Here is a 24,600-nt window from a genome sequence, read left to right as displayed (position 1 = left end):
AAGATGAAAGAGAACACCCTGGAGCTCTCCTTCGAGATGTATGAGGAGTTGAAGGAGACCCTTATCAAAACGCTCCGCACGGAGTTGGCCGAGGTTCGATCACAGTCGGCAGAGCCCGTTGATACGGACGCAATCAAGCGGTTGCTTCAAACAATCTCCGAGCGGCAGGAGCAGATTAGCGAAGACCTCGGAGCGCAGATTTCGGAGATGGAAGAAAAAGTGGCCGAGATGGAGATTCCCGAGGAGTTGCCGCCGTGGATGGTGCTGCACCGCTTCGCGCTCTCCCTCGACGCAACCCGCAACTTTTGGCTCTTCATGTCGATGTTTGTCGTGATCGTCGTGCAGTCTGTCGGACTCTACCTGGAGTGGCGGCTCGACCGAGGCCGGTATGACAACGATCTGAAGTATCGCTATGTGCTGATGAAGGGCGAGGCGTCGCCGAAACGGCTGTCGGAGTTGGAGGAGCTGTTCGAGACTGAGCGGGATCAGCGGCGTATCGATTCAATGCGGAGGGATGTCGAGGAGTACGAACGGCTGGTACGCAGAAGGGCGGCTCTCGACGAGCAGGCGCGGCTGAAAGCCCAGGAGGCCGAGCAACTCAAACGCGATGCTGCCAAACTTAAAAACAAGTAGCCCTTCCCTTTCTGACGCAAAGATAAGCCGCCGGACGGACAACGCAAGGTCAGAACGAGTTGCCACAGGCAAACCTTGCGCAAAGTCCATCCGGCGGCTTTGGCTTGTCGCTACCAATCGGGAAGGGCGAAGAGTAAATTAAAGCTACTGAATAATTAGATTCGCTTCAAATTTTTTCAGTATTAAATTCATTCTTTAGCAACCTAAAGAACACATCGTTTCGACTTGATGCAAGTTCATAAATATCTTCGAAAGAATATAATTCTATCCTAATATCTATTTTATTCCGGGGATTATCATCTCTAGAAAAATTATCATCGTAATAATATGAATTTGAAAGGAATGGAATAGGCTTATATCCACCACTAAAACTATTAGATGTTAATTCTTTATTTATATCAGATTTCCGGGCTAGAATAATTCCAGTATATTGTATTAAGGACGTATTTACACTCCAATTCAGCACCGTCTCTGGTTTCATAAAGAAATCTCGAGCATACCTTTTAACTTGGGCAATCATTCCCTCATTATGGTTTCCGGCATTATGAGCTCTTGTAGTCGATTTTAATTCCAAAATTAAAATCTGTTTTGTTTTCTCTGGGTCATCTGCCCATATATATACATCAGATAATGGTTGCCCAGATTTTGTACTTTTAGCTTTAAAATTGTTTGAGAAAGTCGTAAACTTATCGTCTAAAATCCAAAGGTTATGTAAATGATTTACATTGGAAGAATCACTTAAGATTTCGCCTCTTTTAATAAAAAGTTCATGAACCCGACTTTCCAATTCAGGCTTATTTTCACCCTGTTCATCAAACTTTTGAATTAAAGCATGCAGTTGTTTTAATACGTTTTCGCGATGTTTAACATAAATATGCAAACTAGAATTTAACAACTTCTGACAGTCTTCAGATTCACTAAAATGACCATCCTCATCATTCAATGGATCCTTATCAATTTGGTTCCAAAAATTTTTTTCTATTCTACTTTTTTCACTTAAAGCAGATTGAACCATATCCTTCTCACTGACAATATTCTTATCTCCTACTACATTTACATCCTTAATAAAGGCCTCAAGAGAAGGATACTTTTTCTTAAATTTTTTGAGATTAGCCGTCGATTCTTTCTGATTTCTCTCAATGACAGTTTTAAACTTTGCATCTAATATTTGATTGATCTTCTTACTTATTTCAGAAATATCACTACAAGAGACCTCTATTTTTTCGCCCTTTGTATCTACATATTCATCAAAATATTCCGATGTTAAATATAATAAGAACCCATTATCATTATCAATAGAGTAGCTTAACTTTCCATTAGACAAATCTGCTCTTAAATTTCTAGCAAAACACGTTATAGGATTATCCCCATGCATTTGCACATTTTTTTTAATAAGCCATAAAGTAAAAACCTTCTTACTATCATTAAACACTAAATCAAAGGAAGTATTCTCTGTTTCAGTTTTAATGTTTTCTTTTTTTATTATAGCATTCTCTCCGTTGAGAATAATATTCACCACAAGCTTGTCATTGTTTATAATAAACGGAAAGAAGGTTTCAATAAACCATTGTTTAAATAAATCAATATTAGGATAATTTCTAAAGAATGTTTTAGCTCGGCCTAATGTATTGGGCTTATTTATTGATATAGTTAATTTAGTATATGTATCTGTTTCAAGAGGAACTTCTTCCTCAAAATCTTCTATACTAAAAAGGCCTTCGGATGTTTTGGGATATGGAATTATACGCTTATGGTACATACCATCTTCATCTTTATATACAGTTTCATATTCAGATGAGTCTGCAAAATAAACAATAGCTAACCGTCCTTGACCTAATGGATGAAATCTAAATTGTTCCTTTTCTACATTCTTTTTATCAAGTTCCTCAAAATATTGGCGGTTTTTTTGGGTAAAGCCCTCTCCGTTATCCATTAGTTCAATCTTACACTGGATATCGTCAAACATGATATTTAAATCCAATTTTGGAATAAAATTGGCTTCTTTGCTTTGCCGAATAATAACGGCATGTATGGAATTTGAGATTATTTCCCTTAATAATAGAAAAAATTTCTCTCGACTATTCTTGTACTCTTTCTCTGCCCTATATTGAACATCTGATTTTTGCTCCATAACAATGCGTATTTTCTTTACAATCAACAAATAAAGCAACCAATTCTTCGATTAGTAGTCAACTATAGCTAATGTTCCGATTCTATATACAAATATAAACAAAATTAAAGGATGTAATAGAAGACTTACTAATTAAAGTTAACGTAGGCTAACTCGCTTAACCTAAATACATATTACAGGTATTTGGCAGATAAATGACATTCGAATAAATTCAATAAGAAAGGAGGATGATTCGATCATCCTCCTTTCTTGACGTTTTTTATCCTTCGGGTGGATAAGGATCGTTCCCATAGCTATCGCGATCTCGTATTTGGCCATTGGGTCGGTGAATCAGTAATTCAGACCTTTGGTTGCGAGCGATTTCGCGGGCTATCTCAATTGCCTCTTGTTGAGTACGAGTAATTACAGTTACTCGTTGATTACCTTCTCCTCTGACGGCCCATTGGCCGTCATGAGGTACAACATGTTGGTTCTTTCCCATTTTAGGCAACGTTCCAAAGTTCAACAATCTGTTCACTGGCAATTCGAAGATCTTCCATATCCGATTGAAGGTCTCTTGGTGCCGGAATAATGTTTCCATCCATGGCGTTGTAGCACAGACAAAAATTATTCACTACAACTTCATCGTCAGCGGCAATGCATTTTAAATAATGAGCCAGCAAAGATGCGATACGTCGGTACACTCCGAACTCGGCAGCCTTCTTTTTGATCCGAAGTTTCAGGCATCCGATATAACGGGTCCCATCCTCTTCCCAGCGGAAAATTAAATCCGGAGCTACCACAAGGGTAAGTTCTCCAAACCTAATCTGTTTTTCACGAGGCGTGAAGAACGAGCATTTGATTCGACCGAATCGTTCCGGGAAGTGACTTTGCATAAACCCTCGAATCGCTTGGATAGAACAACTCTTTTCGCTGGCAGCCCATTGCGATACAGGTGCCTTGTTTTGAAGTTTCTCCAATCCTTGAAGGAGGATAGCTTCATCAAAATCGTTCTTGCAATAGTTCTTAAATGATGCGCGAGCTGTTGCATACCGAGCAACTCGAAATGTCGAAGGATGCTTTTGCTTACGAACAATTGCTTTCTTGCCGCGTTCTGAAGCGGCTACAAATTCCGCCATCTGGTTGATGGAGATTGTAGGAATTCCTACATGGAGTTCTACGTTTTTAATAGGTTCCATAATTATTTTTATTTTAATAAATAAAAATGATATGGCCAACCACAAAAAAACACAAAATAGAATACTATATTTGTGACGAAAATAACAAGGATTCCTGCCAAGGTTTTTGTTATTTCCTAAAAGGACAGGTGGTTGACCGCTTCGTCCTTTTTTATGTCTATTTTTATCTCTATTACATTTTACCTCCTTTCTTTAGGGGTTCGAGACAAAGGTGCTAACGGGCATTTTAAATCCCAAATATTTAACACCCAAATTATCGACAATATATCTACAAATCACAAAAACGTCTTGAAATTCGCTCCTGCTGCCATTTATTACTGAAAGTCTTCAACTTTTGTACGTCCTTATGGAGCTTTGGTTGGAATACTATGACCTTCCATACTTCTGGGTTCTCTTATACTCTGTCGATGGAAGCACGGTGTCGAACAAACCGATCTCCTCGTCCGGGCGTTTGTTGATGCCGATATACTCGAGCGAAGCGTCCTCGTAACGCTTGAACTTATAGATGGCATCATTCATCAGCGCCGAATTGAAGACGTCGAGTGACACAAGCAACTCGAAGTCTGAGACAGACAGTCCCGTTACCTTCTTGAACAATCCGGGTTCCAGTTGCGTGATGACATCATAGAGGCTTCGCTCGCGGAAATCCGTCAGGTACATGAATATCGGTACGCGCGTAGCGAATTTGATCAGTTTCTCTTGAATCTGCTTCCGCAGGCTCTTGTACTCCTTTTCTTCCTCGGTCAATTCCCGTTTCTTCTGCGGGGTCATTGCCTCATCCGGGGTCTCCTTTCGCGCCTTCTTGACCGCCTCTGATTTGTTGATGATTGTCTCGATGTCCTGATTCAGGTTGCGGAATCCCTCGATGCGCGTCAGCGCAGCCATCCCCTCGTGCCCCGCCAGCCCAGCCAGTGCCCCGGCATTCCCCATCAGTCGCCGCAGCGTTGCATTGTCGACATTGACCAGCAGGGCACTCTCCCAGCGACGGGCCAGCAGAGTCGCCGTCGTTCCGCTCATGGCGATGTCGAGAATCCCGGCGGCATCGATCTGCTTCATTGAACTGCCGTCGTAGGCCAGCACCGGAAGGAACGAGATAAACTCCTCGACCTTGCGTTCGGGATTGTTCTCCTCGACATTCAGCCGGCAGCTGTAATCGGCAATCTGCCGCAATGCCCGGTTGGGAGCGAAATCGAATACATAACACTCCTGCTTCAGAATATCCATCCGGTTGGGCGAAACGCCGTCGGCATTGCATACCGTCCAGGGTGTCTGCACGCGAAAGGCCGCCTGGAAATAGGTTTCGGGGCTTGATGAGTTGCGCAGCATGAAGATACCCGACCAGGGCTTCACCGACACACCCGTCGTCAGTTTGCCGCACGACAGCGTGATGGTCTTCGTCTCCAACGGATTGCCCATGGCCTTCAGCACAGGAGCCAGCGCATCGACACCGATCCCGGCACTGCTTCCTGCAGCTACGACCACCCGATAATCCTGATAGAAGCGGTTCTGACGCTCGGTAAGCAAATTCCGCATGGCGTAACACGACGCCACCGATGGGAGGAACCAGAACGTGTGTGTCAACACCGAGAGCAGTGGGGCGTGAGAGAAGGGCATCGGAGGCCGTGAATGCCCCAGCTTCAAATCGGAAACAATATTTTCGACATAGGCGCCGCGGATCAGTTCCAGCCACTTCTGTACCTCATTCTTGAAGACGAACCGGGCGTCGTCACCATTGCCTTCTGCCCGAAAGAAGAGATTGAGGTCGAATTCGTCGAACTCGCCGTCGATGGCAACCTGCCGCAATTCGTCGGGCAGTTGATAGGTCATCATCACCATGCGCGGCAGGGCGGCGTAGGGGTTCGGCCCGTCGGCATCGTTCCACGACGCCTTGGCGCGTTGCTCGTCCGAGTAGGTCCAGTTGTAAACCTGCTCCTCGATGAACTCTCCCGAACTGATGGCCCGAAACGGTGTCCCCGACAGATAGAGATAGGCTCCCGTGGTGATGGGCATCGCCTCCTCGTCAAACCAATCGCGGCCTTCCCCTTCGGCAAAGGCCTGCTCGCGGCGGTCTTCGTTCTCGAAGAGATCCTTGGCATGGTCGCGCCAGGCACCGTAGTGATATTCGTCGAGAATCACACAATCCCAGTTGATGGCATGTACCCATTCGTTCTTTAGCTTGATGCCACCCGACTTGCTGCGTCCGAGAAAATCCTGAAACGACCCGAAGCAGACAATCGGGCGGTTGTGGTCGGCCGTTTCGTAGTTCAGTTCCGAATTGCGCGACAGGAACTGCCACCCTTCGAAATCGACATGCGTGCGCAGGTCCTCTTCCCAGGCACTCTGCACGGCGGGTTTGAAGGTTAGAACCAGCAGCCGTTTCCATCCCATGCGGCGCGCCAGCTGGTAGGCTGCGAAGGTCTTGCCGAAGCGCATCTTGCAGTTCCAGAGGAAATGCGGCGTGCGGTTGTTGTCGGCACGGCAGGCACGGAAATATTCGCAGGTCTTCTCCACGGCAGCCTCCTGCTCGGGGCGCATGGCAAAATGCTCCGTGCGTTGAAATTCGACTTCGCGCCGCTCCCGCACGGAGCGTACCGCCGCCCGGACCTCGCGAACCGTACAACGGAACCACTCTCCCTCGGGATTCTCCACTCCCATTCGACGCAACACGCGGTGTACCTCGCGATCGGTAAACGAGGTTCCGTCGCCACGCATGGCCGACTCCTCGAAGACAATGCGGTAGGGGCGCGCTCCGGGCCGCAGCGTCGGATATTGCTGTGCCACGCGATGCTGCACATCGACGGAGGTGTATCCGACCTTCAGCAGCCCACGGTATTGCGGGTGGGTATCTTCGTAGGCATAGATGGTCGGATGCGCCGCCGGGCGGGTGGGGAAAAAGGGTGTAGACATTAATTGAGTAATTTAATCTTAATCAGTCAGTTCGTATCAATGATGATAATTTACTTACAATCAAATGAAAATAAGTTGCTACGTCAGTTATATTCAAACTCGCGAGAATAGTAATCAGAATGCCTATCCATGTAGCACATTGTTGCTTCTGAAATCTAATATCATCCCGAGTTCTAAATCCTCGTTTATAAAATAGTTCAAGTTTGTTGGTTGGGTATATCATGGTATTGGCGTATTCATCAAAAAGCAATGCTGAATCAGTATGCAAGGTATGTTTACAACCTACCATATACGCCCATTGATTATTTTGCATATTCCCCCAATAATAACCAAACTTATACATATACTTTTTACTATCATATATTGCTTTCTTATGAGTATTCGTAAGATGACTCATTATGATATACTCATTATTCTCCAAATACTTTAAGAAAGAGATAATCTCCAAACCATATAGAACGATACTTTTAGGGACATCATAGCCCTGACAATAGAAAGTCACATTCTCTTTCGATGCTGTGGTATCCCATTCTACTGCAAAACACTTATTGACATCCATGATGTCAATAATAAGTCTGGAAGCACACAGATTTTTAGTATTCTTTTGGCGTCTTGCGTCAATTAAGGCTTTAATTACAGCCTTTTCTATTTCATTATATTCTTTCATAATGATGTATTTTTCGCGAAAATAAAAAGACGCCGACAGCATTCCAATTTTTTAACTTTTAAGTTATCGACAAAATACTTTATTGAACTTTATTCCATCGGCCGTACCATCGACTCGATGAATTTTATCTCCTCGTCGGTGATTCCATATTTGGCATAGAGCTTTTTATCTGTCCATGACTGGGAAAAGTCCTGTATGGGTACCAGCCGGTAGGCCTCTTTGGTAATGTGGTGCGAGTACATGCACTGGGCAACCAGAAACCGGAAGAACAGCGTTTTCATATAGGCAACCAGATTCTTGGCCTCCTGCTCCGTGTCGAAGCTGTCCACGACCAGATAGGTCTCCGTGCAAATGGTCCCCGGCGGAAGAATGTCTATTTTGGAAAAGACCCGACGTTTCCCATCCTTGCCCGGATTGCCGGCATGGTCATAGCCGACATAGGAGGTGATTACCTTCCATTTATCAATCAACTCCCGGCCGACGGTAATCTCATCACGGCGATAGGGCCCCTCTCCGTTTTGCCACCTTAGAAGAATGTCTCCGGATTCCTGAGGCCGCACAAATGTACGCAATCCAAATGGCTTACTGCTCGATACAATATTGGACATCATGGGCTCACCGAATGCGCAGACTTTTCTGACGATGGATGCAGCCTGGTCGTGACGGATGAAGGTGTCGAACTCGTTCAGCGCACGTACGGAGTGCATCGTTTCGTTATTCCGGACATTGACGACATCGCACAGCCCGGGGTTATCCCGGTCCCACAGAAAATAACAGACTCCGCCGGCTATATCGACACCGGGGAAACAGTCGGAGGCATTTTCATAGTCTACGAGAACCCGGATGTGGTTGTCGTTTAACATCTCCCTGCGGAAGTCGTCCAGCCCTTTTCCGCCTCCGAACCACCGGGAGGGGATAATCATGGTCAAATAACGGGGTTTGAGTTTCTGCGCCTGCCGAACGAATCTGTGATAAAGCGGACTTGCGCTGGCGCCGTTTCCGCCATCGCTCAACTGATACGGCGGGTTGCCTATAATGACATCGAATTTCATATCGGGGAATATCGTTTCGGGATTCTCGGTGTGGATAAATTCGTAGGCATGGCTCTCCAGTGTGTCGTCGCGGTCGTAGACCTCCCGGCTTGCCCCGCAATAGCGGCATCGGCCGTTCTGCCAGGTGTGTTCCGTGGACCGGAAGCGGATATTCCCATCCGCATCGTGAAAGGCCGTGCAAACCGAATAGGGCCCGTTCGCCTGTTTGCTGCAATAGACCGAACGGCGCGACAGAAGGGCCGTCAGCTCGGTAATGGCAATGCCGAACAACTGCCGGGTGAAGATGTGGTCGGCCCGCTGCTGCCGATCGGGAATCCGCTCGCTCAACCCCTCCATCAACCGTTTGGCAATCTCGCGCAGGAAGACTCCCGTTTTGCTTACGGGGTCAAGGAAACGCGCATCGGGATTGCGCCACAACTCCGCAGGCAGTAGATCGAGCATGCGATTGACAACGACCGGAGGGGTGAACACCTCGTCGTTGCTCAGATTGGCCAGGCAGGTCAGCACATCGGGGTTATAGTTCTTCATCGGCTCCGAGTTTGAGGAAGTGAACAAGCGGATATTCGGCTACGGGGGCCGGAATAAAGGCGGCATCTCCGAGGTCGGAGAAGAGGTTGGGACCCTCCATTGGCTGGCTTTGCAGCAGGTTGGCCAGCGTGAAATCGCGGCGTTTGAACCGCCCGCCGCCAATGTCAGACCACTCGGCAAAGACAATCGGCCGCGCCGAATCGTCCGGGGTTTGGAGGGTCAGGGCATCACCCCACAGAATGTTGGTCGCAAGCAGATAGCGCACCGCACGGCAGCAGGCGGGCTTCATGCTCTTCGGGAAGAGAGCCCGGTATGCCGTCAGGAACGTATCGTAGAGATGATTGCGGCAGAGCGTCACGTTGTCTGCCAGAATGTCGATTCCGTAGAGACTTGATACGGCAATCGCGGCATGGCGTTCCCATTCGGATTGCGTCGCGGCATAACGGGATGTCACGACGGCGAGTTTGCGACGCAGGATCTCGATCAGAAAAGCGCCCTGTCCGCAAGCGGGTTCGAGGAACCGGGATTCGATGCGCTCGGTCTCGTTTTTCACAAGGTCGCACATCGCCTTGACCTCACGCTCGGCGGTGAAGACCTCGCCGTGGTCGGCCACGCGCTGACGCGAGATGATTTGCGGTGTATGGGATTTGGTGGAGGGCATAGGCTTGAAAGCTTCGCCCCGACCCTCCGTTAAGCGACATAAAGAAGGCGTGAAACCATTCGTTGTCGCTTATTTGACTTTGCAGGCTCTGGTAAACCTATGTACACAAATAAGCACGAACGGTCCACGCCCATAGACGTGAACCTCCGCTGCTTACTCTCGTGTACTTCAAAAAATTTACCAGATTTCGCAAAGTCGAGAATAAGAGCTAAAAGCTCAATTAGTTATATGTTGATATTGTCTTTTTCTCTTGTCGTTATTCTGTTTCTTGGTTTTACGGATTCAAAGATAGGAAAAATCCCCGGATTTATTTCATCGAGGAGGAGTAGATTTACCAATTTAACAAGGCAATTTTTGGCGAAGAATTACCCCTCCAAATAGCCTAGTCAAACATCATTCACAGCACGTGTGGGGAAAATGTGGGGAAAATCCGGAAAATAAAAATCGCTTAATTCGTCTATATCAACAAATTAAGCGATTTTACTGGTACCCGGAGCCGGGATCGAACCGGCACGGCCATTGCTGGCCACAGGATTTTAAGTCCGGCGTGTCTACCGATTCCACCATCCGGGCGCAGCCTTCCGCGGGGAAGACGTCGGCAAAAGTACGAAATAATTTGCGATCCGCAAAATCCCGGCGTTGGAACCGTTGCCGATTCGTGTTCCGAAGCCGGGATTTGCACCTGCAGCCGCGATCTCCGACCCGCTCCTTGGCTGGAAACCGAGCCGGATTCGAGCCGGCACTCCGGATTCCTGCTCCGGCTTGCAGCCCCTTTCCGTGTCCGGCGCACCTGTTATAGACCCGTATTCGGGGAGGCTTTTTCAGAGGCGGGGTCCGTGGTGACCGTCCTGTCGGTTACTCTTCGCCGGAGGCCGCCGGTACGGCCGCCGTACTGTCGATGTAGTCGAGGATCGCCCGGTCGTCGTTCGGGGCGAACCAGCGGATCGCGGGGTCGCGCCGGAACCACGTGAGCTGCCGTTTGGCGTAGCGGCGCGAATTGCGTTTGATGAGCTCGATCGCCTCGTCGCGCGTGATGCGACCGTCGAAGTATTCGAAAAATTCGCGGTAGCCGACCGTCTGCAGCGCCGTGAGGTGCCGGAACGGGTAGAGCCGCCGTGCCTCCTCCTCGAGTCCTTCGCCGATCATCAGCTCCACCCGCCGGTCGATGCGTGCGTAGAGCTCGGGGCGGGGCAGGTCGATGCCGATCTTCGTGACGGCAAACGGTCGTGTGCGCTGCCGTCCCGTGCGGAGCGACGAGTAGGGTCGTCCCGTTTGCAGGCAGACCTCCAGGGCCCGGAGCACACGCGCCGGGTTGCTGCGGTCCACCTGTTCCCAATAGGCGGGATCGAGCCGCTTCAGCTCGTCGGCGAGCGATTCGATCCCTTCCTCGCGCAGTCGCGTGTTCAACCGCTCGCGCAGGGCCTCGTCGGCCGACGGCAGGTCGTCCATCCCTTCGCACAGCGCCCGGACATAGAGCCCCGAGCCGCCGACCGCCACCACGATGTCGTGTGTGGCGAAGAGCGCTTCGAGACGCGCCAGCGCCTCCGCCTCGTAGGCCCCGCAGTTGAGGTGCCGGTCTATTTCGCGGTCGGCGATGAAGTGGTGCTCGGCTGCCTGCAGCTGTTCGGCGGTGGGCTGCGCCGTGCCGACCGGCATTCCGCGGTAGAACTGCCGCGAGTCGGTCGAGAGGATCGGCGCGCCGTAACGGCGGGCGATGCGGATGCTCAGGTCCGTCTTGCCCGAACCGGTCGGCCCGACGATGACCAGCAGGCGCTTAATACTCATCGTCGTAGTTGTCGTCGCCCTCGAAGTCGTTGAAGTCGCCCATCATCTCCTCGAAGGCCGAACCCTCGTCCTCGTCTTCGCGGTTCTTCGAGGGGTCGTACTGGTCCGGAGCCTCGGCCACGGCGTAGATCTCGCGCGGGTAGGAGGCCTGCGGGTCGGCCTCGTAGGCCCCCGTGAGCTCGAGGTAGTAGGCCCGGTCGCCGAACATGTCGAAGAGGTAGATCAGCCGGTCGCGGAGGTTGTGTATGATCTGCCCCAGGCGGATGCTCTCCATCGTTTCGGGCCCTTCGCCCGAGCTGTCGCCCATCTCCATGAGGGTGAATTCGCGCTGTTTCTCCCAGCGGTCGTCCGCCGTGAAGAACGATGCCATGCAGGGCTCGTACTCCAGCGAGTCGAGAATGAAGTTGTGGAATTCGAGCAGCGTCGTGCCGTACATCACCTCGTAGTCGCGTACGAAGTGGTCGTTCTCGTCGCTCAACATCCGGAATCGGAATACCATCGACATTGTGATACTGTATTAAAGGTCTTTCTCTTTGCAAAAATAGAAATTTATCCCAACCCGGCAAGCCATGCCATCACGTCCCGGTCGTCGGGGTAGTCGGTCAGGGCGGGCGACTGGGCCTGCCCGAACGCTACGCGGCGGCTGTGGGGCAGGCATTTGGTAACGACGCACTGGATGCGTTCGTCGTGCCGGGCGAGCCATGCCGCCACCTCGTCCGTCGAGCGGTAGTGCGCGCAGGCAACCTGGCTCAGCATCGGGGGGAACTCCTCCTGTTCGACCGCCACGGAGTCGCCCCAGTCGAGGAACGTTCTTCCCTGCATGGTAAGCAGCGCCCGGGCCTGGCGGCAGTTGTTGCGGTATCCGGGGTGCATCGGCGGTGTGTGGAGCTGCGGCGTGTAGCCCTCGGGCAGGAACAGGAGCGAGACGTTGCGGCATCCCAGACCCGAGTAGGCCCAGATGTCGTCGGCCAGCCCGGCCAGCTGGGCTGCGCTCTCCGAGCCCGAGAGTACGGCCACCGACTGCCGGCTTCCGCGCAGCAGGGCGGGAATCCCGGCATAGCGGGCCCGGAAGTAGCGGTTGGCGTTGTCGCTCCCGGTGGCGATCACGGCATCGACAGGCGCCGTGCCGTCGTATTGTTCGACGGCCGTTTCGGGATCGATGTCGAGCAGTTGCCCGATGACGTGGAGCATCAGTGCGGAGTCCTTGGCCGAGGGCTTGACCAGGCAGCGGTGGCCGCTTGCCACGACGCACAGCAGGTCGAAGAAGCCGACCAGCGGGATGTTGCCGGCCATGATGACCAGCACGCGGCGGGGCTTCGCGACGGGGAGCGTGGGGTAGAGCTCCAGCCATCGGCCGAGCGTCTCCTCCTGCAGCATTTCGTCGCACAGGGCCTTCACGGCACGGCGGATGTCGTCGGGGGTGAACCATCCGTTCTCCGTGCACGCTTGGGCGATAACGCGGCGGCTCGTGTCGTCGCATCCGAACGTGCGCAGGCGCTCCCCCAGCGCGGAAAAGAGTTTGATCGCGTTTTTCATTACGGCAAAGATAGCACATCGGCGACGGATTTCGAACGCAAAATGCGCTTCACTGCTGTTTTTTGTCCGGCAACCCGGCTTCGGGGGCGGAACGGTCCGGCTCCGAAACGGCCGGTTGCCGTCTCTCCGGAGAGAAAATTTCGGGATTTTTCAGAAAAAATTTGGAGATTCGGATTTTTTGCCTACCTTTGCACTCGCAATCGAGCAATGCGGAAATAGCTCAGTTGGTAGAGCGCAACCTTGCCAAGGTTGAGGTCGCGGGTCCGAGTCCCGTTTTCCGCTCCAGAGGGGGTCAGAAAGAAACCCCGATAGAAAGCAAAAAGCCTTGTATATCAGCGATATATAAGGCTTTTTCTTGTATTCCCCCACTCCTGTTGAAGCAAAAGGCAGCAAGTATTTCAGGCCTTAATCGTGACCTTTTTTGCTCGGGCTGAAAATAGGTCACGATTTAGCTATATTTCGCTGATTTGCATTATTTTACTCTGCAACATTCCGGTGCTGAAGACGTTTAATTTACTCAAAAACCAAGCAGCCATGTTGCCACGAACCACCTTCAGCGTCGTCTTCTTCTGCAAGAAGACCAAAGTCACAAAAAAGGGCAAGGCCCCGATCTATGCCCGCATCACCACGACCGGCCAGTCCACCGAAGTCTATACACAGTGCCAGATCGAGCCGGATCGCTGGAACCAGCGCCTCGAACGTTCGCTCTACAAGGATGAGGTCGACCAGCAGATCAACCGTATCGTAGCCAGTTACCGGGCCTCCATCCCTGCCGCCTACGACCGCCTGATCCAGGAGAACAAGACACCGACCTGCTTTGCCGTCAAACAGCTGCTGGGCTCGGCCTCTTCGAGCCGGATGCTGCTGGCGGAGTACCTTCGGATGCAACGCAAGGCAGCGGCCTGCAATCTGTCCCTCTCGGAGTATGCCCGCCAGGCGGATGTCTCGGGACGGATCATGCGCCGAATCGGCCCCGAAGAACTGCGCCTGGTCTCCGAATTGACGCACGAGAGGAACAATCTGAACCAACTGGCCTTCCTCCAGCACGCCTTCGGTGTTGCCTCCCACGAGGAGGAGTTGCGACGGATCCTTCGTTTCTACGACGAGGTAATCGGACGGTTGAAACAAAAACTCTAAGACGATGATCGGCAAAATCGTAACCTGCAAATCCTTCGGCGGCGCGGTGCGCTACCTGCTCGGCAAGGAGCCGGGAAAGGCTTACATCCTGATGAGCGACGGCGTGGAGCTCTCCGATCGGCAGGCACTGATCGGCAGCTTCGAGTTCCAGCGCCGGGCCCGTCCCGATGTCGAACGGGTTGTCGGACATATCTCGCTGTCGTTCCACCCCGACGATGACCCGCGGATGTCGAACCAGTTGATGATTGACCTGGCACGGGAGTATATGCAACGCATGGAAATTACCGGCACACAACACCTCGTCGTGCGCCACACCGATACAAAACATCCCCACGTGCATATCCTCTACAACCGGGTACGCTACGATACAACGCTGGTACCGGACCGCAACGAACGCCTGCGCAACATGCGTATCTGCAGGGAGCTCAAGCAGGAGTACGGGCTGACCTTTTCGCACGGCAAGGAGCAGGTCTCCACGGAACGGCTGCATGGCCCGGAGCAACTGCGCCACCGCATTTACGACCACCTGCGGGAGCTGCTGCCCGTTTGCACTTCCTGGACAGCGCTTGTTGAAGAACTGGCCAAACGACAGGTCGCCACGACCTTTGTCCATCGGGGCGGAGATCCTGCGAAGGAGATCCAGGGCGTGACCTTTACCCTGGAGGGACATACGTTCAAGGCCTCGCAGGTGGACCGCAAGTTCAGCTACGGCCGCTTGACGCAACGGATCGAGCAGAATCGCCTCCGACAGGCGATGATCGAGCGGATTCGCAACTACACGGAGGAACAACGTCCGCAAGTCTTGACTATTCTGCAAAAACTGGAGGCGGAAAAGCTCCGGCAACAGCAGCCAGAGTCGCCGCATCGGAATCTGTCGATTGCAGGCAAGCCCTTGACCAAGGAGCAGATCGAGATGCTCCGCGAGGGAGAACCAATCTTCGTGCGGGGAATGCAATCGGAGGGTTATGTGGTGATGGACGACCGACTGCAGATGGCATGGATCTATCGGGACGATCCGCGGGACTGGGTGGAGTACGGGAAATACACGATGCGGCGCATGGACCGGGACCGGATTGAAGCGGGATATGTCGTGCGGGCGCTGGTGAAATGGTGGGGAGGCACGACGGCACGTCCCTACCTCTGGAAAGAGAAGGCATCGGATACGACCTACCGGGAAAGTTGGGACGATCCCCGCGAACCTCGCCCTGCCCAAACCGAACGACAGCAGGACCGGCCACGCCGCATCATTACCCCGAAGAAGAAATCGCGCGGCCCGAGCCGGTAACGAAATTTTGTCGGATACCCGTGTGCGCCAGCTGGAATTAAAAGCCTATCTTTTATAGGGCAATAACCCGACGAGCATATGAAAGAGAAATCCGAGAATTACCGCCGCTTTTCTACAGCCAAGAATGCATGCCAGAAGATTGAGTCGCCAAGTCCTCCATATAAATTGCGAAAACTCTCGGAGGAGGATATTCCCGTGCTGCAAACCTTGTTTCGGGAGACGGTTCTACATGTAAATGCGCGGGACTATACCCGCGAAGAGGTGGAAGACTGGGCTTCGTGCGGGGAGAGTGCTGAGCATATGAAAGACCTATTGGCTCGCAATGACTACGTAGCTGCACTGAACGAACGGGACGAGATCATCGGCTTCTCGTCGATGAATGCCGAAGGCTATCTGCATTCGCTCTTCGTGCACAAGGATTATCAGCAAGTCGGCGTCGGGAGTTTGCTGCTCTCGGCCGTAGAAAAGAGAGCCTGGGAATACGGAGTCTCGGAAATCACTTCGGAAGTGAGCCTGACGGCTCGTCCTTTCTTCGAGAAGAGAGGGTACGAAGTAGTGAAGGTTCAGAAACGCCGGGCAAATCGGTTGGAACTGACCAACTTTGTGATGCGAAAGCGTCTCAAAGACTGACACAATCATCCCTTTCCACCCGTCCGCAAAGATCCGACTTGCCGGCATCGGCTGCAAGGCTATACAGAGCGTCCTACGGGGACGGCCTTGCATCCGACTCCGCCAAGTCCGGGGCTGGTCGCTATCGGGAGGAAGGGGATGGATTGGAAAAACTGGATAATCTCACAAAAACACCACCTTGTGTCGGCGGATGCAGGCCAAACGGTCGTTTCCTCGTTGGCTGACGGGTAGAATCACGTCGTAACGAAGCGGTTGTGCCCATCCGCCCAGCCGGTTGAGCAATCCGTAGCGGCCTCGTCGGCCGATGATATTGAACTGCGCAAAGTGGTTGGTCAGTACATCGTATCGCGGAGGAATGATGGTGCGGCCCCCGAAATCCAACAGGCCGTATTTCCCGTTGCGGTGGATGCGCAACAGAGAGTCGCCATAGGGTGCCGCACGGTCACAGTTCAAACGAATGAGTTGTCCGCTGCGGATGTGCAGTAGTGCATACCCCTCGCTGTCGCGTACCAATGCCCGGTCCGTATCATCCAGCAGCCAGGCTTCATCCCAGCACGCCTTCGTAAGGTGGCATCCTCCCGAGGTCTGAAATCCCGTCTTGCCATTTTTGTAGTAGTATCTGATTCCCATATCCAGCTTTTTCGGCAAAGTAAAAGCCCTGTTGTGCCACTTCCCGGCACAGCAGGGCTGAATCTGGAGAAAAAGGGGCTTATAGCTCCATCGGCTCATTATCCTGCGGACAGCGGATTGTTCGGTCGGGGAAGAGCGTGGCAAAGCGTTCCGGCACGGTGGTGTGAATCGGGATCAACAGCCCGGGATCGACATGACGGACAATTGCCTGCAGCGATTTCACATCGGCATGACCACTGGTATGGATGTGCGGATTGGCAAAACCCCGTTCCCGGATCCAATCCATGAATTCGGGTTCGTCTTTTTCATACCCCTCCCAAATCGAAGTGACTACAACCGATGGAACACGATTGTATTTCTTCATAAAGCATAACATCGTGGGGCGGATCATCCAGACATAACGTCCCGGATTACGTCCGATATCGTTTTTGTCGACCGTAGGCAGCGCTTTCAGGCGCTGCACAATCTCCGGATCTCCTGCCTTTTCAAACCGCTTTAGCTGGGCGTGTTGGCAGAAATACCGGAAGACATCGTGTCCTTCGAACGGAGAGAGCGGCGACGGGATCGACGGCTTGAAACGATGAACCGCTTCCAGCACATACGCGACGTAGGTATCCACAATCAGCTTACGCGAGCAGACGAGCGCTGCCTTGTAGATCTGGACGATGCGGTCAATATTCTGTCCCGAGCACCAGACATAGTGCAGTTTGTCGGCATCGGTGCGGAACTGCTCCTTGAAACGTTCGCAAATCTCCGCTTCGTTCATACACGCTTTCTCGGTGGCCAGATTGGTCCCCTCGAGCAGCAAGCAGTCGACCTTCCGGGGCAGGTTGTGGTAGAGAAAGCCTTTCACCCCGTGACGGCGGATGTCTCCGCTGTAGAGGATTCGCCGGCCTTCGGCTTCGATCAGAAAGGCGCAGGCATCATAGGCCGCATGGTCGACCGTGTAGGGCGTGATACAAATATCGCCCACGATTACCGGCTCGAACTTCCGGTCGTCAGCGTCCTTGGATAGGACGCTGATATGGCGCAGATAGTCGGCATCGCCGCGGCCATGGATTACCTCGGTGACGTGCATCATGGCCGCCGTCCCGGCCGTAGCGTAGATGGCCACATCCTGGTGCGTGTCGGGCAACAGGCCGTGGTGGTCGGCATGGAAGTGGCTGATGAAGATGGCATCGGCATCCTGAGCCCATTCGAGGGCCTCGCGGCGGATTTGCTTCTGCTGCTCCTGGGGCCGGGAGTCGAAATCGAGCGGCAGACCCAGATCGAGCAGGATTTTAGTCTGCCGGGTTCGTATCTCAACACAACTGCCGCCGATTTCGTGTGTTCCGCGGTGGATGACTATCTGCATAGCTCTTTCTCTAATGCAGCCTTATTCATAAGACCGCTTTTGTATAATCCATATCCCATGAAGGAAGAGTTAAAAAAGAGACAATCCTCCATTTCCTGCAGTTCAAGCCGAAGTTGGGTACTTTGGGTTTTATAATTCGCCAGTACGCAGGCAAACTCTACTTTGGGCTGGATCTGGGTTACATCCTTATACTTGTCGGCGTTGTCGCCCAGTTTGAAGCCCGGAATCAAACCCAAGATCCGTTTTTGTCGGAACAGGTTGAGCATGTCGTTCTGGAAGTTCTGGACCCGGTCACAATCGGAGACGAAGTCGCGAAAATCGTCCTGGTGGATTTTCAATCCGGGTGATTCCGTTGTCTTGTCGTCTTTGACGCTTTGTGTTGATCGGATGGATTTGTATCCTTGTTTGACCTCTATGATAAACAAGCGGGGAATAGCCGTTTTCGCCAGTTTATGAGCGGCCGGAGTCGATTCCCATTCCAGTGCGACAAGGTCGAAGCGTTTGTCTCCGTATTGGTATTCGCTGTCGATGATAAAATAATCCGTATCGAAGGAGTTACATGAATAATTGTTCTCCTTGATAATCATTTGCTGGATATCCTTTTCTCCCAGATGATTTTTTACATTGGTGGTGTAGATATCCACAATGTGCTTTGCTTCGGTAAGATAGGCATGAATGTTTTCCAATGAGAATTGAGGCGCTTGAGCCCCAGGCATATATCGGGGATCAATACTGCCGTAATGTCCTTTATCTTCAAATATTCTCAAAACTGAACCACCTCGATAATAGATCGAGACATAATTGCCTCGCATTTCGAGATCCAGCGAGTTGTCTGCCTTTACATATTCGAGAACGGGATAGAGATCGTTTTTGTCCATGAAGCGGTTCATGAACAATTCACTGATAGAGCGAGCCATGGTATTGAATTTTTAGATTGGTTTTTTACAAAAATACTACTTATTAGCTTAAATCTTTGATTATACTTTTTTATTTTGTGTCGAAATCGTGGATTTTATTGATCGCCTCCTCGAACGACAGCGCATCGCCCTTCGGCAGATCCCGATACTCGCTGGCAATACGCATGATCGGTGAAGCAAGGCGTCCGAAACTGCCTTCGTCGACGTGGCGTTGTTGATAGCCGCATGCGGTGCAGGTGGCCGAATGGCTGCTGCGGCCGCTCAACGGTGACCCCGAGAAGGAGTAGATCAACATCCGTCCGCCGCATTTCGGACATAGACGCATGTAGTTTTCTGCGTACTCGGTCCACGCCCGGACCACCACGCCTAGTGGATAGGGTCCCGAATCCTTCATCGAAACATAGGCCATGCGGATACGCATCGGCGTGCGGGCCCCGAAGAGCTGCAGATCGGTAAGAATCCGTTCACGTTGCTGCCAAATGAGCGGCACTGCCTCCGCAAAAAGTTCCCATTGGCGCTCATGTGTCTGTTTGTCTGTTTTTTCTGTCATCATCTTCGTTCGATTTTCTTTTTTACTCATTTGTCGGACGGCAGTACAAAACATGGAGCCCGTCAATGATGCGCCGCATCTCTTCCCGTACATTGCCCGGCGAGAGCACCTCGAAATTGCCGTGGCAGTTTAACATGGCCTGGTAAAACTCCGGCGTTGGTGCCACGTGAAATTCAAAGATGGCATATTCGTCATGCGTCTCGACCTCCTGCTGCGAAGCGTGGAGGGGCAGCGTACGGAGATACTTGACGCCGTCGCCCGCGACCCGGACCCGGATCGTGCAGGGACGGATATCGTCGTAGACCGCCACGCCGAATGCGCCGGCCAGGTAGCCGGCCGGATCCAGCTCCTCGGGCGGCGTAAAGCGATCTTCGGTCACGCGGATCTTCACCATGCGGTCCAGCGCGTAGAGTTTGATTTTCGCATTGTCGGGCTTGTCGGCGTAGAGGTACCAGCGCCGGTCGCGGAGCTTGACGAAAAGCGGCCGAAGACGGAGATCGAAGGCCTCGTCCCCCGTGAAGGGCTGATAGGTAATGACCACCTGCCGGTTCTCGCGCATGGCGTCAAGCAGTTCGGGCAGATGCCCCCGGGCCGAGGGAACCTCCTCGACCAGCACGCGGTTGTGCAGCGTGCGGGCCTCGCGCAGCGACTGCCCGACGGCAAAACTATCGAGCAGCCAGTTGGTGATGTTGTGCGAGTTGAGATCCTCGCTGTTGGCAATGGAGTAACGGTTGGTGCGTTCGTCGCAGACAATCGAGATGTCGAACAGTTCCTCGACTGCGTCGCGGTGGGAGTGGAAAGTCCGCCGCGCCAGCGGACGACCGTCATAGAGCGCGCTGCGCTGCCAGCGGGCGCGGATCTCGGCCAGCGTGATGGGGCCGTAGCGATGGAGGGTGTCGGCCAGCCAGATGTACCTTTTAAAGAGATTGGATGCCATGGTGTTCGTCTTTTTTCTGGTACAAAGGTAGTAAGAGTATGTGCTGAAATATTGCACATAGCAGGAATTTTTCCATTGTATGTCATATTTTCAAATAAAGAGTGCGTGCGCCGGATTCTGGCAGATTGGCTATTGAACTTTGCCGGAGAAAAAATACGGAAATGATGGAACATCTTGAGACGAAGAGGAGCACGAGCCCGAAATCGGAGGTTGATCAGTCATTGGTAAAGAACCCGAAGGAGCCGGCGTGGACCTTGATCGGAGCCATCGAGCAGATCGTAAATTTGGCCATAGAACTGAAACTCGAAACGCCCTTTTCAGAAAAGGCCCATTCGGCGTTGACGTATGTGTCTGAATGCATGACGCTTGATGAGGAGCAGGCATTGGCCTTTGCCCTCTTTATGGAGAAAAGCACCGATCCGCGGATTCAGATCAGCGATTTTTCCGACCTGATCGGTTGCCGTATGGTGCGGATCATTTCGTTGATGGCCGCAGCCGACCTCCTGGCACAGCGCCACCTCATCTGGCGCTTCAAAAAGGAGAACACGCTCTTCTACTCCGTCCCGATGGAGGTCGTGGAGGCCGTCAAGGAAAACCGCGCCTTCGAGCCGGCGCCCATCGACAACCTGACTGTCGAGCAGCTCTTCGACCGCATGGAGAAGATTCTTGACCGGATGAAAGAGGACCGGAATCTGCTGCTCGCCGATCTGGATGCGCTGGTGGCAGCCAATCCGGAATTGCCGTTCTGTCAGACGCTCCAAACCTATGATTTGTCGGAAAATGTGGAATGCCTGCTGTTTTACGTCTTCTGCCATCTCTATGTGAACAAGGGCAAGGCATACCTCCGGATGCGGGACTGGCAGGACTATTTTATGGGGGATGAGCAACGGTTCCTTTCCTGGATGATGAATGCCTCGGATCTCAAACTGTGCGAACGGAAAATCATCGAGCCCTATAACGCAAACGGATTGGAAGATCCGGAGTATTTCCACCTGACTTGCACGGCCCGGGAGGCTCTTTTCGTCGGTTTGCGTTATGTCGAGCACAAGAGTCGCAAGGGGAGGGATCTGCTCGACTGCACGACCTTTGCCGCCAAGGAGCTCTTCTACAACCCGTCGGTGCAGCGACAGATCGACCGGCTGGGGGAACTCCTCGCCCCCGAACACTTCACCGACATCCAGCAGCGGCTGGAGGCCGGCGGCATGCGCAAGGGCTTTGCCTGCCTTTTCTACGGAGCGCCGGGGACAGGCAAGACCGAGACGGTCTACCAGCTGGCACGTCGCACGGGGCGTGACTTGATGGTTGTCGATGTTTCACAGATCAAGAGTTGCTGGGTCGGCGAAAGCGAGAAGAACATCAAGGAGGCTTTCGACCGTTACCGAGCTTATACCCGTTATTCGAAACCGGCACCCATACTGCTCTTCAACGAGGCGGATGCCGTACTGGGAATCCGTCAGGAGGGAGCACAACAGGCCGTGGAGAAGATGGAAAACTCAATCCAGAATATCATCCTGCAGGAGATGGAGCAGTTGGACGGCATCATGATTGCCACCACGAACCTCACACAGAATCTGGACAAGGCTTTTGAGCGGCGTTTTCTCTATAAGATCGAGTTCGAGAAACCCTCGACGGAGGCGAAGAGTCGGATCTGGCGGTCGATGATTCCGACACTCGACGAGCGAACGGCAGCCATGCTGGCTGCACGGTACGATTTCAGCGGCGGGCAGATCGAGAACATCGCCCGCAAACGGACGATTGACATAATCCTGCAGGGCGCGGAACCTTCGTTCGAGCAACTCGACGGATACTGCCGCTTGGAAGTGCTTGGGCAGCCAGAGCGGTCGCGGCGCAAAATCGGATTTTGAGTTTGTATTTGGACTGAAGATTTCTTATCTTTGTCGAAAGCATTGGGATGCAAACGAGTGCATGATGACCGCATCACAGGAGTGACCTTTGAGGAAAATGCTTTACGTAATGCGCTGATTGTGAACGAGGGATATGCTTGGGTCGGAAATCCGTTTTCCGCTCCAGAGGGGGCCAGAAAGAAACCCCGATAGAAAGTAAAAAGCCTTGTATATCGCTGATATGCAAGGTTTTTTCTTTCATTTTCCCACTCCTGTTGAGGCAAAAGGCGGCAATCCTTTTACGCTTTCATCGTAGCTGTTCTGCCCGGACCGAAAGCAGACCGCAATTTAGAACTTCCAAATGGGATAATCAAGGACTTTTTCTCCTCTCCTTTTGTGGTAATAGACTGTAATGGCAATAGCCAATGCCATGCTGACTATTCGGGCCATATTGGATATCAGGCCACCCGCCGCGACCTCCGTACCCTCCATAATGAAAATATGCCAGGCTCCGTTCATCAGTATGTGCAATCCGACCGGAATCCATATGTTGAAATTCCACTCGACGTACATCCAGCTGAAATAGAGTGCGCCGATGAAGGTTACACCGAAAGCGGCGAGCGACGAAAGGGCATCGTGTCCTTGATAGAGATGTACGGAGCCAAAGTAGAGGGCCGGCAATATGACAGCCCAGAAGAATCCTGTTTTTGCATATCGGAAAAGCAAACCGAACATAAGCGCCCGGAACACCAGCTCTTCCTTGAACCCGGTAAGGATGCATCGGTCATAAAACACGGTGAATGTCAATTCTGTATTGAGGCTGCCGAAGAAAGGAAATACAAGATACAGGGGGAGCACGCAAAGGAGTGCGATCCCGAATCCCTTGAGCATGTTTCCACTCAGCCCGAGAAAAGAAAACACTTCTTTCGGCTTGACGACGACTGTCGTCAGGATGAGGACAGCAAGAGTCAGGAGTAACGCCTTGATCGACAGCCCGAGAATAGAGCTGCCCGGCATATCGAGAAGTGTTGTCGCAAAGCCGATGTTTCTCCAGAAGAGGATAATCATTATACCCGCAATGAGGGAATAGGCAATCCTTGCGGTTTTCGATGCAGGCTGAATCATAAATTCGAACTGATTGTTTTGCAGGCAAAAGTAGAAAATAATTCTCCATGATTGGGGCTTGCGGGGTTGTTTTTTGACATGTGCGTCGTTTGTCCCGAGCGGAGGCGCATGCCGGGGCTTGTCCGGCGAGTGGGTCGATTGCACCGAAAGGAGTCCGAGCTGTAAGGCGGAGATCCTTATGGATTCGCAAGTCCCTGCCGCCTGTCTTGTGTGAGGTCTCAAATGGTGCTTTTTCAACCGGGAATAGCTTCCGATTTATAATCTTTGCCTCCACAATCTCCGACCTGAATAGATGCCCCGCAAAGACCATATGCCGGACTGCAGGCCAGCCGGCGATTCGGCGAGGAGGATCTCGATCCCGTCGCGCTCGACCGCCACATCGCCGTACTCTCCACGTCGGTCCTTTTGTTCGGGTGTGCCGTTTCGGTCTTCGGCCTGCACCGCGGCGAACACGTCTACGAGTCGGAGTTTCACCGGGCGCTTTTCAGCGATCCGCAGGGCGGTTATGCGGGGGCGGATCCATCCCGATGACCTTGAGCAGGAGGCCAAGAACGGCGTGGCGGGCATGCGCCATGTCTTTCTGCGCCGGAATCCGAATATGGATGTCCGGCATTTGAAGCTGATTTGCGAATATCGTACCTTATTTTGGCGAATACGGGATGCCGATCGACATTATCGCCAAGATTCCGGGTTATACGAATACGAACATGACACGACGCTATGTGAAGACCTCCGAGGCGAATATCAGCCGCAAGATGCGTCGTATCTGTAGGGTGCTGACGGCATAGTAGATGATAATGACAAGACGCTAAAGGTATCTGTCCATATTTTACAGGTCAAATCATCTCGTTTTCGATCTACCGGAATTTATTAATTCTCCCCTGCATGATGTTTAAGTTCTTTGTGTGCTTTGTTATTGAAATTCTACATCATACCACAACTGATACAGCATGACCCTGTATTCGGCTTTCGTTGTATCTTATTGGATCTCTACATCAAACCACAACCGGTATTGGTAAGAATACTGACTATTATCGGTTGTATCTTATTGAAATTCTACATCAAACCACAACTCATTTGCGGACGTTTTAAATCCAGCGGAGGTTGTATCTT

Annotated in this window: 21 protein-coding genes and 2 tRNA genes; 6 read left to right on the top strand and 17 right to left on the bottom strand. The window is 52.0% G+C overall.

What is annotated here, in order from left to right; genetic code table 11:
- Positions 1–3: 3 nt before the first annotated feature.
- Positions 4–633, top strand: coding sequence for a hypothetical protein (locus QZL63_RS08130; protein WP_022308825.1), 630 nt, complete (start codon positions 4–6; stop codon positions 631–633).
- Between the two features lie 166 nt (positions 634–799).
- Here QZL63_RS08130 and QZL63_RS08125 read toward each other — a convergent pair whose 3' ends face one another.
- The 11 genes from QZL63_RS08125 to QZL63_RS08075 form a co-directional block, all read right to left on the bottom strand.
- Positions 800–2,764 (bottom strand): hypothetical protein, encoded by a 1,965-nt coding sequence (locus QZL63_RS08125; RefSeq protein ID WP_022308824.1) that lies wholly within the window; start codon positions 2,762–2,764, stop codon positions 800–802.
- Between the two features lie 259 nt (positions 2,765–3,023).
- Positions 3,024–3,245, bottom strand: a complete 222-nt coding sequence (locus QZL63_RS08120; protein WP_290586497.1) for a DUF2188 domain-containing protein — start codon at positions 3,243–3,245, stop codon at positions 3,024–3,026.
- Position 3,246: 1 nt separating this feature from the next.
- On the bottom strand, positions 3,247–3,942 hold the full coding sequence (locus QZL63_RS08115) for a hypothetical protein (RefSeq protein ID WP_022308823.1): 696 nt from the start codon (positions 3,940–3,942) through the stop codon (positions 3,247–3,249).
- Between the two features lie 366 nt (positions 3,943–4,308).
- On the bottom strand, positions 4,309–6,849 hold the full coding sequence (locus QZL63_RS08110; protein ID WP_022308821.1) for a GIY-YIG nuclease family protein: 2,541 nt from the start codon (positions 6,847–6,849) through the stop codon (positions 4,309–4,311).
- 22 nt (positions 6,850–6,871) lie between these two features.
- Positions 6,872–7,516, bottom strand: coding sequence for a hypothetical protein (locus QZL63_RS08105; RefSeq protein WP_290586494.1), 645 nt, complete (start codon positions 7,514–7,516; stop codon positions 6,872–6,874).
- 89 nt (positions 7,517–7,605) lie between these two features.
- Positions 7,606–9,096 (bottom strand): Eco57I restriction-modification methylase domain-containing protein, encoded by a 1,491-nt coding sequence (locus tag QZL63_RS08100; protein WP_022308819.1) that lies wholly within the window; start codon positions 9,094–9,096, stop codon positions 7,606–7,608.
- Positions 9,083–9,757: a hypothetical protein gene (locus QZL63_RS08095; RefSeq protein ID WP_022308818.1), complete on the bottom strand. Its 675-nt coding sequence runs from the start codon at positions 9,755–9,757 to the stop codon at positions 9,083–9,085. Before QZL63_RS08095 ends, QZL63_RS08100 begins: the two co-directional genes overlap by 14 nt.
- A 484-nt stretch (positions 9,758–10,241) precedes the next feature.
- A tRNA-Leu gene (locus tag QZL63_RS08090) sits at positions 10,242–10,330 on the bottom strand.
- 282 nt (positions 10,331–10,612) lie between these two features.
- Entirely contained in the window at positions 10,613–11,542 is a 930-nt protein-coding gene (miaA, locus tag QZL63_RS08085; protein WP_022308817.1) for a tRNA (adenosine(37)-N6)-dimethylallyltransferase MiaA, read from the bottom strand.
- Positions 11,532–12,047: an IS1096 element passenger TnpR family protein gene (locus QZL63_RS08080; RefSeq protein ID WP_290586490.1), complete on the bottom strand. Its 516-nt coding sequence runs from the start codon at positions 12,045–12,047 to the stop codon at positions 11,532–11,534. The genes miaA and QZL63_RS08080 overlap by 11 nt, the downstream gene beginning before the upstream one ends.
- A 44-nt stretch (positions 12,048–12,091) precedes the next feature.
- Entirely contained in the window at positions 12,092–13,078 is a 987-nt protein-coding gene (locus QZL63_RS08075; RefSeq protein WP_022308815.1) for an acyl-CoA reductase, read from the bottom strand.
- Between the two features lie 209 nt (positions 13,079–13,287).
- Here QZL63_RS08075 and QZL63_RS08070 point away from each other — a divergent pair.
- From QZL63_RS08070 to QZL63_RS08055, 4 genes are all read left to right on the top strand, one after another.
- A tRNA-Gly gene (locus tag QZL63_RS08070) sits at positions 13,288–13,363 on the top strand.
- Positions 13,364–13,612: 249 nt separating this feature from the next.
- Positions 13,613–14,215: an Arm DNA-binding domain-containing protein gene (locus QZL63_RS08065; protein WP_022308814.1), complete on the top strand. Its 603-nt coding sequence runs from the start codon at positions 13,613–13,615 to the stop codon at positions 14,213–14,215.
- A gap of 4 nt (positions 14,216–14,219) precedes the next feature.
- Positions 14,220–15,500 (top strand): relaxase/mobilization nuclease domain-containing protein, encoded by a 1,281-nt coding sequence (locus QZL63_RS08060; RefSeq protein WP_022308813.1) that lies wholly within the window; start codon positions 14,220–14,222, stop codon positions 15,498–15,500.
- A gap of 78 nt (positions 15,501–15,578) precedes the next feature.
- Entirely contained in the window at positions 15,579–16,130 is a 552-nt protein-coding gene (locus QZL63_RS08055) for a GNAT family N-acetyltransferase (RefSeq protein WP_022308812.1), read from the top strand.
- A 162-nt stretch (positions 16,131–16,292) separates the two neighbouring features.
- Here QZL63_RS08055 and QZL63_RS08050 read toward each other — a convergent pair whose 3' ends face one another.
- From QZL63_RS08050 to QZL63_RS08030, 5 genes are all read right to left on the bottom strand, one after another.
- Positions 16,293–16,760, bottom strand: a complete 468-nt coding sequence (locus tag QZL63_RS08050) for a hypothetical protein (RefSeq protein WP_022308811.1) — start codon at positions 16,758–16,760, stop codon at positions 16,293–16,295.
- Between the two features lie 79 nt (positions 16,761–16,839).
- On the bottom strand, positions 16,840–18,114 hold the full coding sequence (locus QZL63_RS08045; protein WP_022308810.1) for an MBL fold metallo-hydrolase: 1,275 nt from the start codon (positions 18,112–18,114) through the stop codon (positions 16,840–16,842).
- On the bottom strand, positions 18,105–19,031 hold the full coding sequence (locus QZL63_RS08040; protein WP_022308809.1) for a hypothetical protein: 927 nt from the start codon (positions 19,029–19,031) through the stop codon (positions 18,105–18,107). The genes QZL63_RS08045 and QZL63_RS08040 overlap by 10 nt, the downstream gene beginning before the upstream one ends.
- 70 nt (positions 19,032–19,101) lie before the next feature.
- Complete coding sequence (locus QZL63_RS08035; RefSeq protein WP_022308808.1) at positions 19,102–19,584, bottom strand: hypothetical protein; 483 nt, start codon at positions 19,582–19,584, stop codon at positions 19,102–19,104.
- Positions 19,585–19,603: 19 nt separating this feature from the next.
- Positions 19,604–20,518, bottom strand: coding sequence for a helix-turn-helix transcriptional regulator (locus QZL63_RS08030; protein WP_022308807.1), 915 nt, complete (start codon positions 20,516–20,518; stop codon positions 19,604–19,606).
- A 161-nt stretch (positions 20,519–20,679) separates the two neighbouring features.
- Here QZL63_RS08030 and QZL63_RS08025 point away from each other — a divergent pair, with 161 nt between their 5' ends.
- A complete protein-coding gene (locus QZL63_RS08025; protein ID WP_290586487.1) occupies positions 20,680–22,383 on the top strand; it encodes an ATP-binding protein in 1,704 nt (567 codons plus the stop codon).
- A 327-nt stretch (positions 22,384–22,710) separates the two neighbouring features.
- Here the strand turns inward: QZL63_RS08025 and QZL63_RS08020 are convergent, their stop codons facing one another.
- Complete coding sequence (locus tag QZL63_RS08020; protein WP_022308805.1) at positions 22,711–23,487, bottom strand: CPBP family intramembrane glutamic endopeptidase; 777 nt, start codon at positions 23,485–23,487, stop codon at positions 22,711–22,713.
- Positions 23,488–24,600 lie beyond the last annotated feature (1,113 nt).

Source organism: Alistipes sp. CAG:268, from assembly GCA_000434235.1.
Classification (GTDB): Bacteria; Bacteroidota; Bacteroidia; order Bacteroidales; family Rikenellaceae; genus Alistipes; species Alistipes avistercoris.
The sequence above is the reverse complement of the archived record's forward strand: the minus strand, read 5'-3'. Positions and strand labels throughout refer to the sequence as shown.

Bases quoted from the DNA above. Each gene is read 5' to 3' on its own strand.
- QZL63_RS08050 (WP_022308811.1), bottom strand. From the start codon at position 16,760: ATGGGAATCAGATACTACTACAAAAATGGCAAGACGGGATTTCAGACC.
- QZL63_RS08105 (WP_290586494.1), bottom strand. From the start codon at position 7,516: ATGAAAGAATATAATGAAATAGAAAAGGCTGTAATTAAAGCCTTAATT.
- QZL63_RS08110 (WP_022308821.1), bottom strand. From the start codon at position 6,849: ATGTCTACACCCTTTTTCCCCACCCGCCCGGCGGCGCATCCGACCATC.
- QZL63_RS08075 (WP_022308815.1), bottom strand. From the start codon at position 13,078: ATGAAAAACGCGATCAAACTCTTTTCCGCGCTGGGGGAGCGCCTGCGC.
- QZL63_RS08045 (WP_022308810.1), bottom strand. From the start codon at position 18,114: ATGCAGATAGTCATCCACCGCGGAACACACGAAATCGGCGGCAGTTGT.
- QZL63_RS08040 (WP_022308809.1), bottom strand. From the start codon at position 19,031: ATGGCTCGCTCTATCAGTGAATTGTTCATGAACCGCTTCATGGACAAA.
- QZL63_RS08080 (WP_290586490.1), bottom strand. From the start codon at position 12,047: ATGTCGATGGTATTCCGATTCCGGATGTTGAGCGACGAGAACGACCAC.
- QZL63_RS08030 (WP_022308807.1), bottom strand. From the start codon at position 20,518: ATGGCATCCAATCTCTTTAAAAGGTACATCTGGCTGGCCGACACCCTC.
- QZL63_RS08115 (WP_022308823.1), bottom strand. From the start codon at position 3,942: ATGGAACCTATTAAAAACGTAGAACTCCATGTAGGAATTCCTACAATC.
- QZL63_RS08130 (WP_022308825.1), top strand. From the start codon at position 4: ATGAAAGAGAACACCCTGGAGCTCTCCTTCGAGATGTATGAGGAGTTG.
- QZL63_RS08100 (WP_022308819.1), bottom strand. From the start codon at position 9,096: ATGAAGAACTATAACCCCGATGTGCTGACCTGCCTGGCCAATCTGAGC.
- QZL63_RS08125 (WP_022308824.1), bottom strand. From the start codon at position 2,764: ATGGAGCAAAAATCAGATGTTCAATATAGGGCAGAGAAAGAGTACAAG.
- QZL63_RS08095 (WP_022308818.1), bottom strand. From the start codon at position 9,757: ATGCCCTCCACCAAATCCCATACACCGCAAATCATCTCGCGTCAGCGC.
- QZL63_RS08035 (WP_022308808.1), bottom strand. From the start codon at position 19,584: ATGATGACAGAAAAAACAGACAAACAGACACATGAGCGCCAATGGGAA.
- QZL63_RS08020 (WP_022308805.1), bottom strand. From the start codon at position 23,487: ATGATTCAGCCTGCATCGAAAACCGCAAGGATTGCCTATTCCCTCATT.
- QZL63_RS08025 (WP_290586487.1), top strand. From the start codon at position 20,680: ATGATGGAACATCTTGAGACGAAGAGGAGCACGAGCCCGAAATCGGAG.
- miaA (WP_022308817.1), bottom strand. From the start codon at position 11,542: ATGAGTATTAAGCGCCTGCTGGTCATCGTCGGGCCGACCGGTTCGGGC.
- QZL63_RS08055 (WP_022308812.1), top strand. From the start codon at position 15,579: ATGAAAGAGAAATCCGAGAATTACCGCCGCTTTTCTACAGCCAAGAAT.
- QZL63_RS08120 (WP_290586497.1), bottom strand. From the start codon at position 3,245: ATGGGAAAGAACCAACATGTTGTACCTCATGACGGCCAATGGGCCGTC.
- QZL63_RS08065 (WP_022308814.1), top strand. From the start codon at position 13,613: ATGTTGCCACGAACCACCTTCAGCGTCGTCTTCTTCTGCAAGAAGACC.
- QZL63_RS08060 (WP_022308813.1), top strand. From the start codon at position 14,220: ATGATCGGCAAAATCGTAACCTGCAAATCCTTCGGCGGCGCGGTGCGC.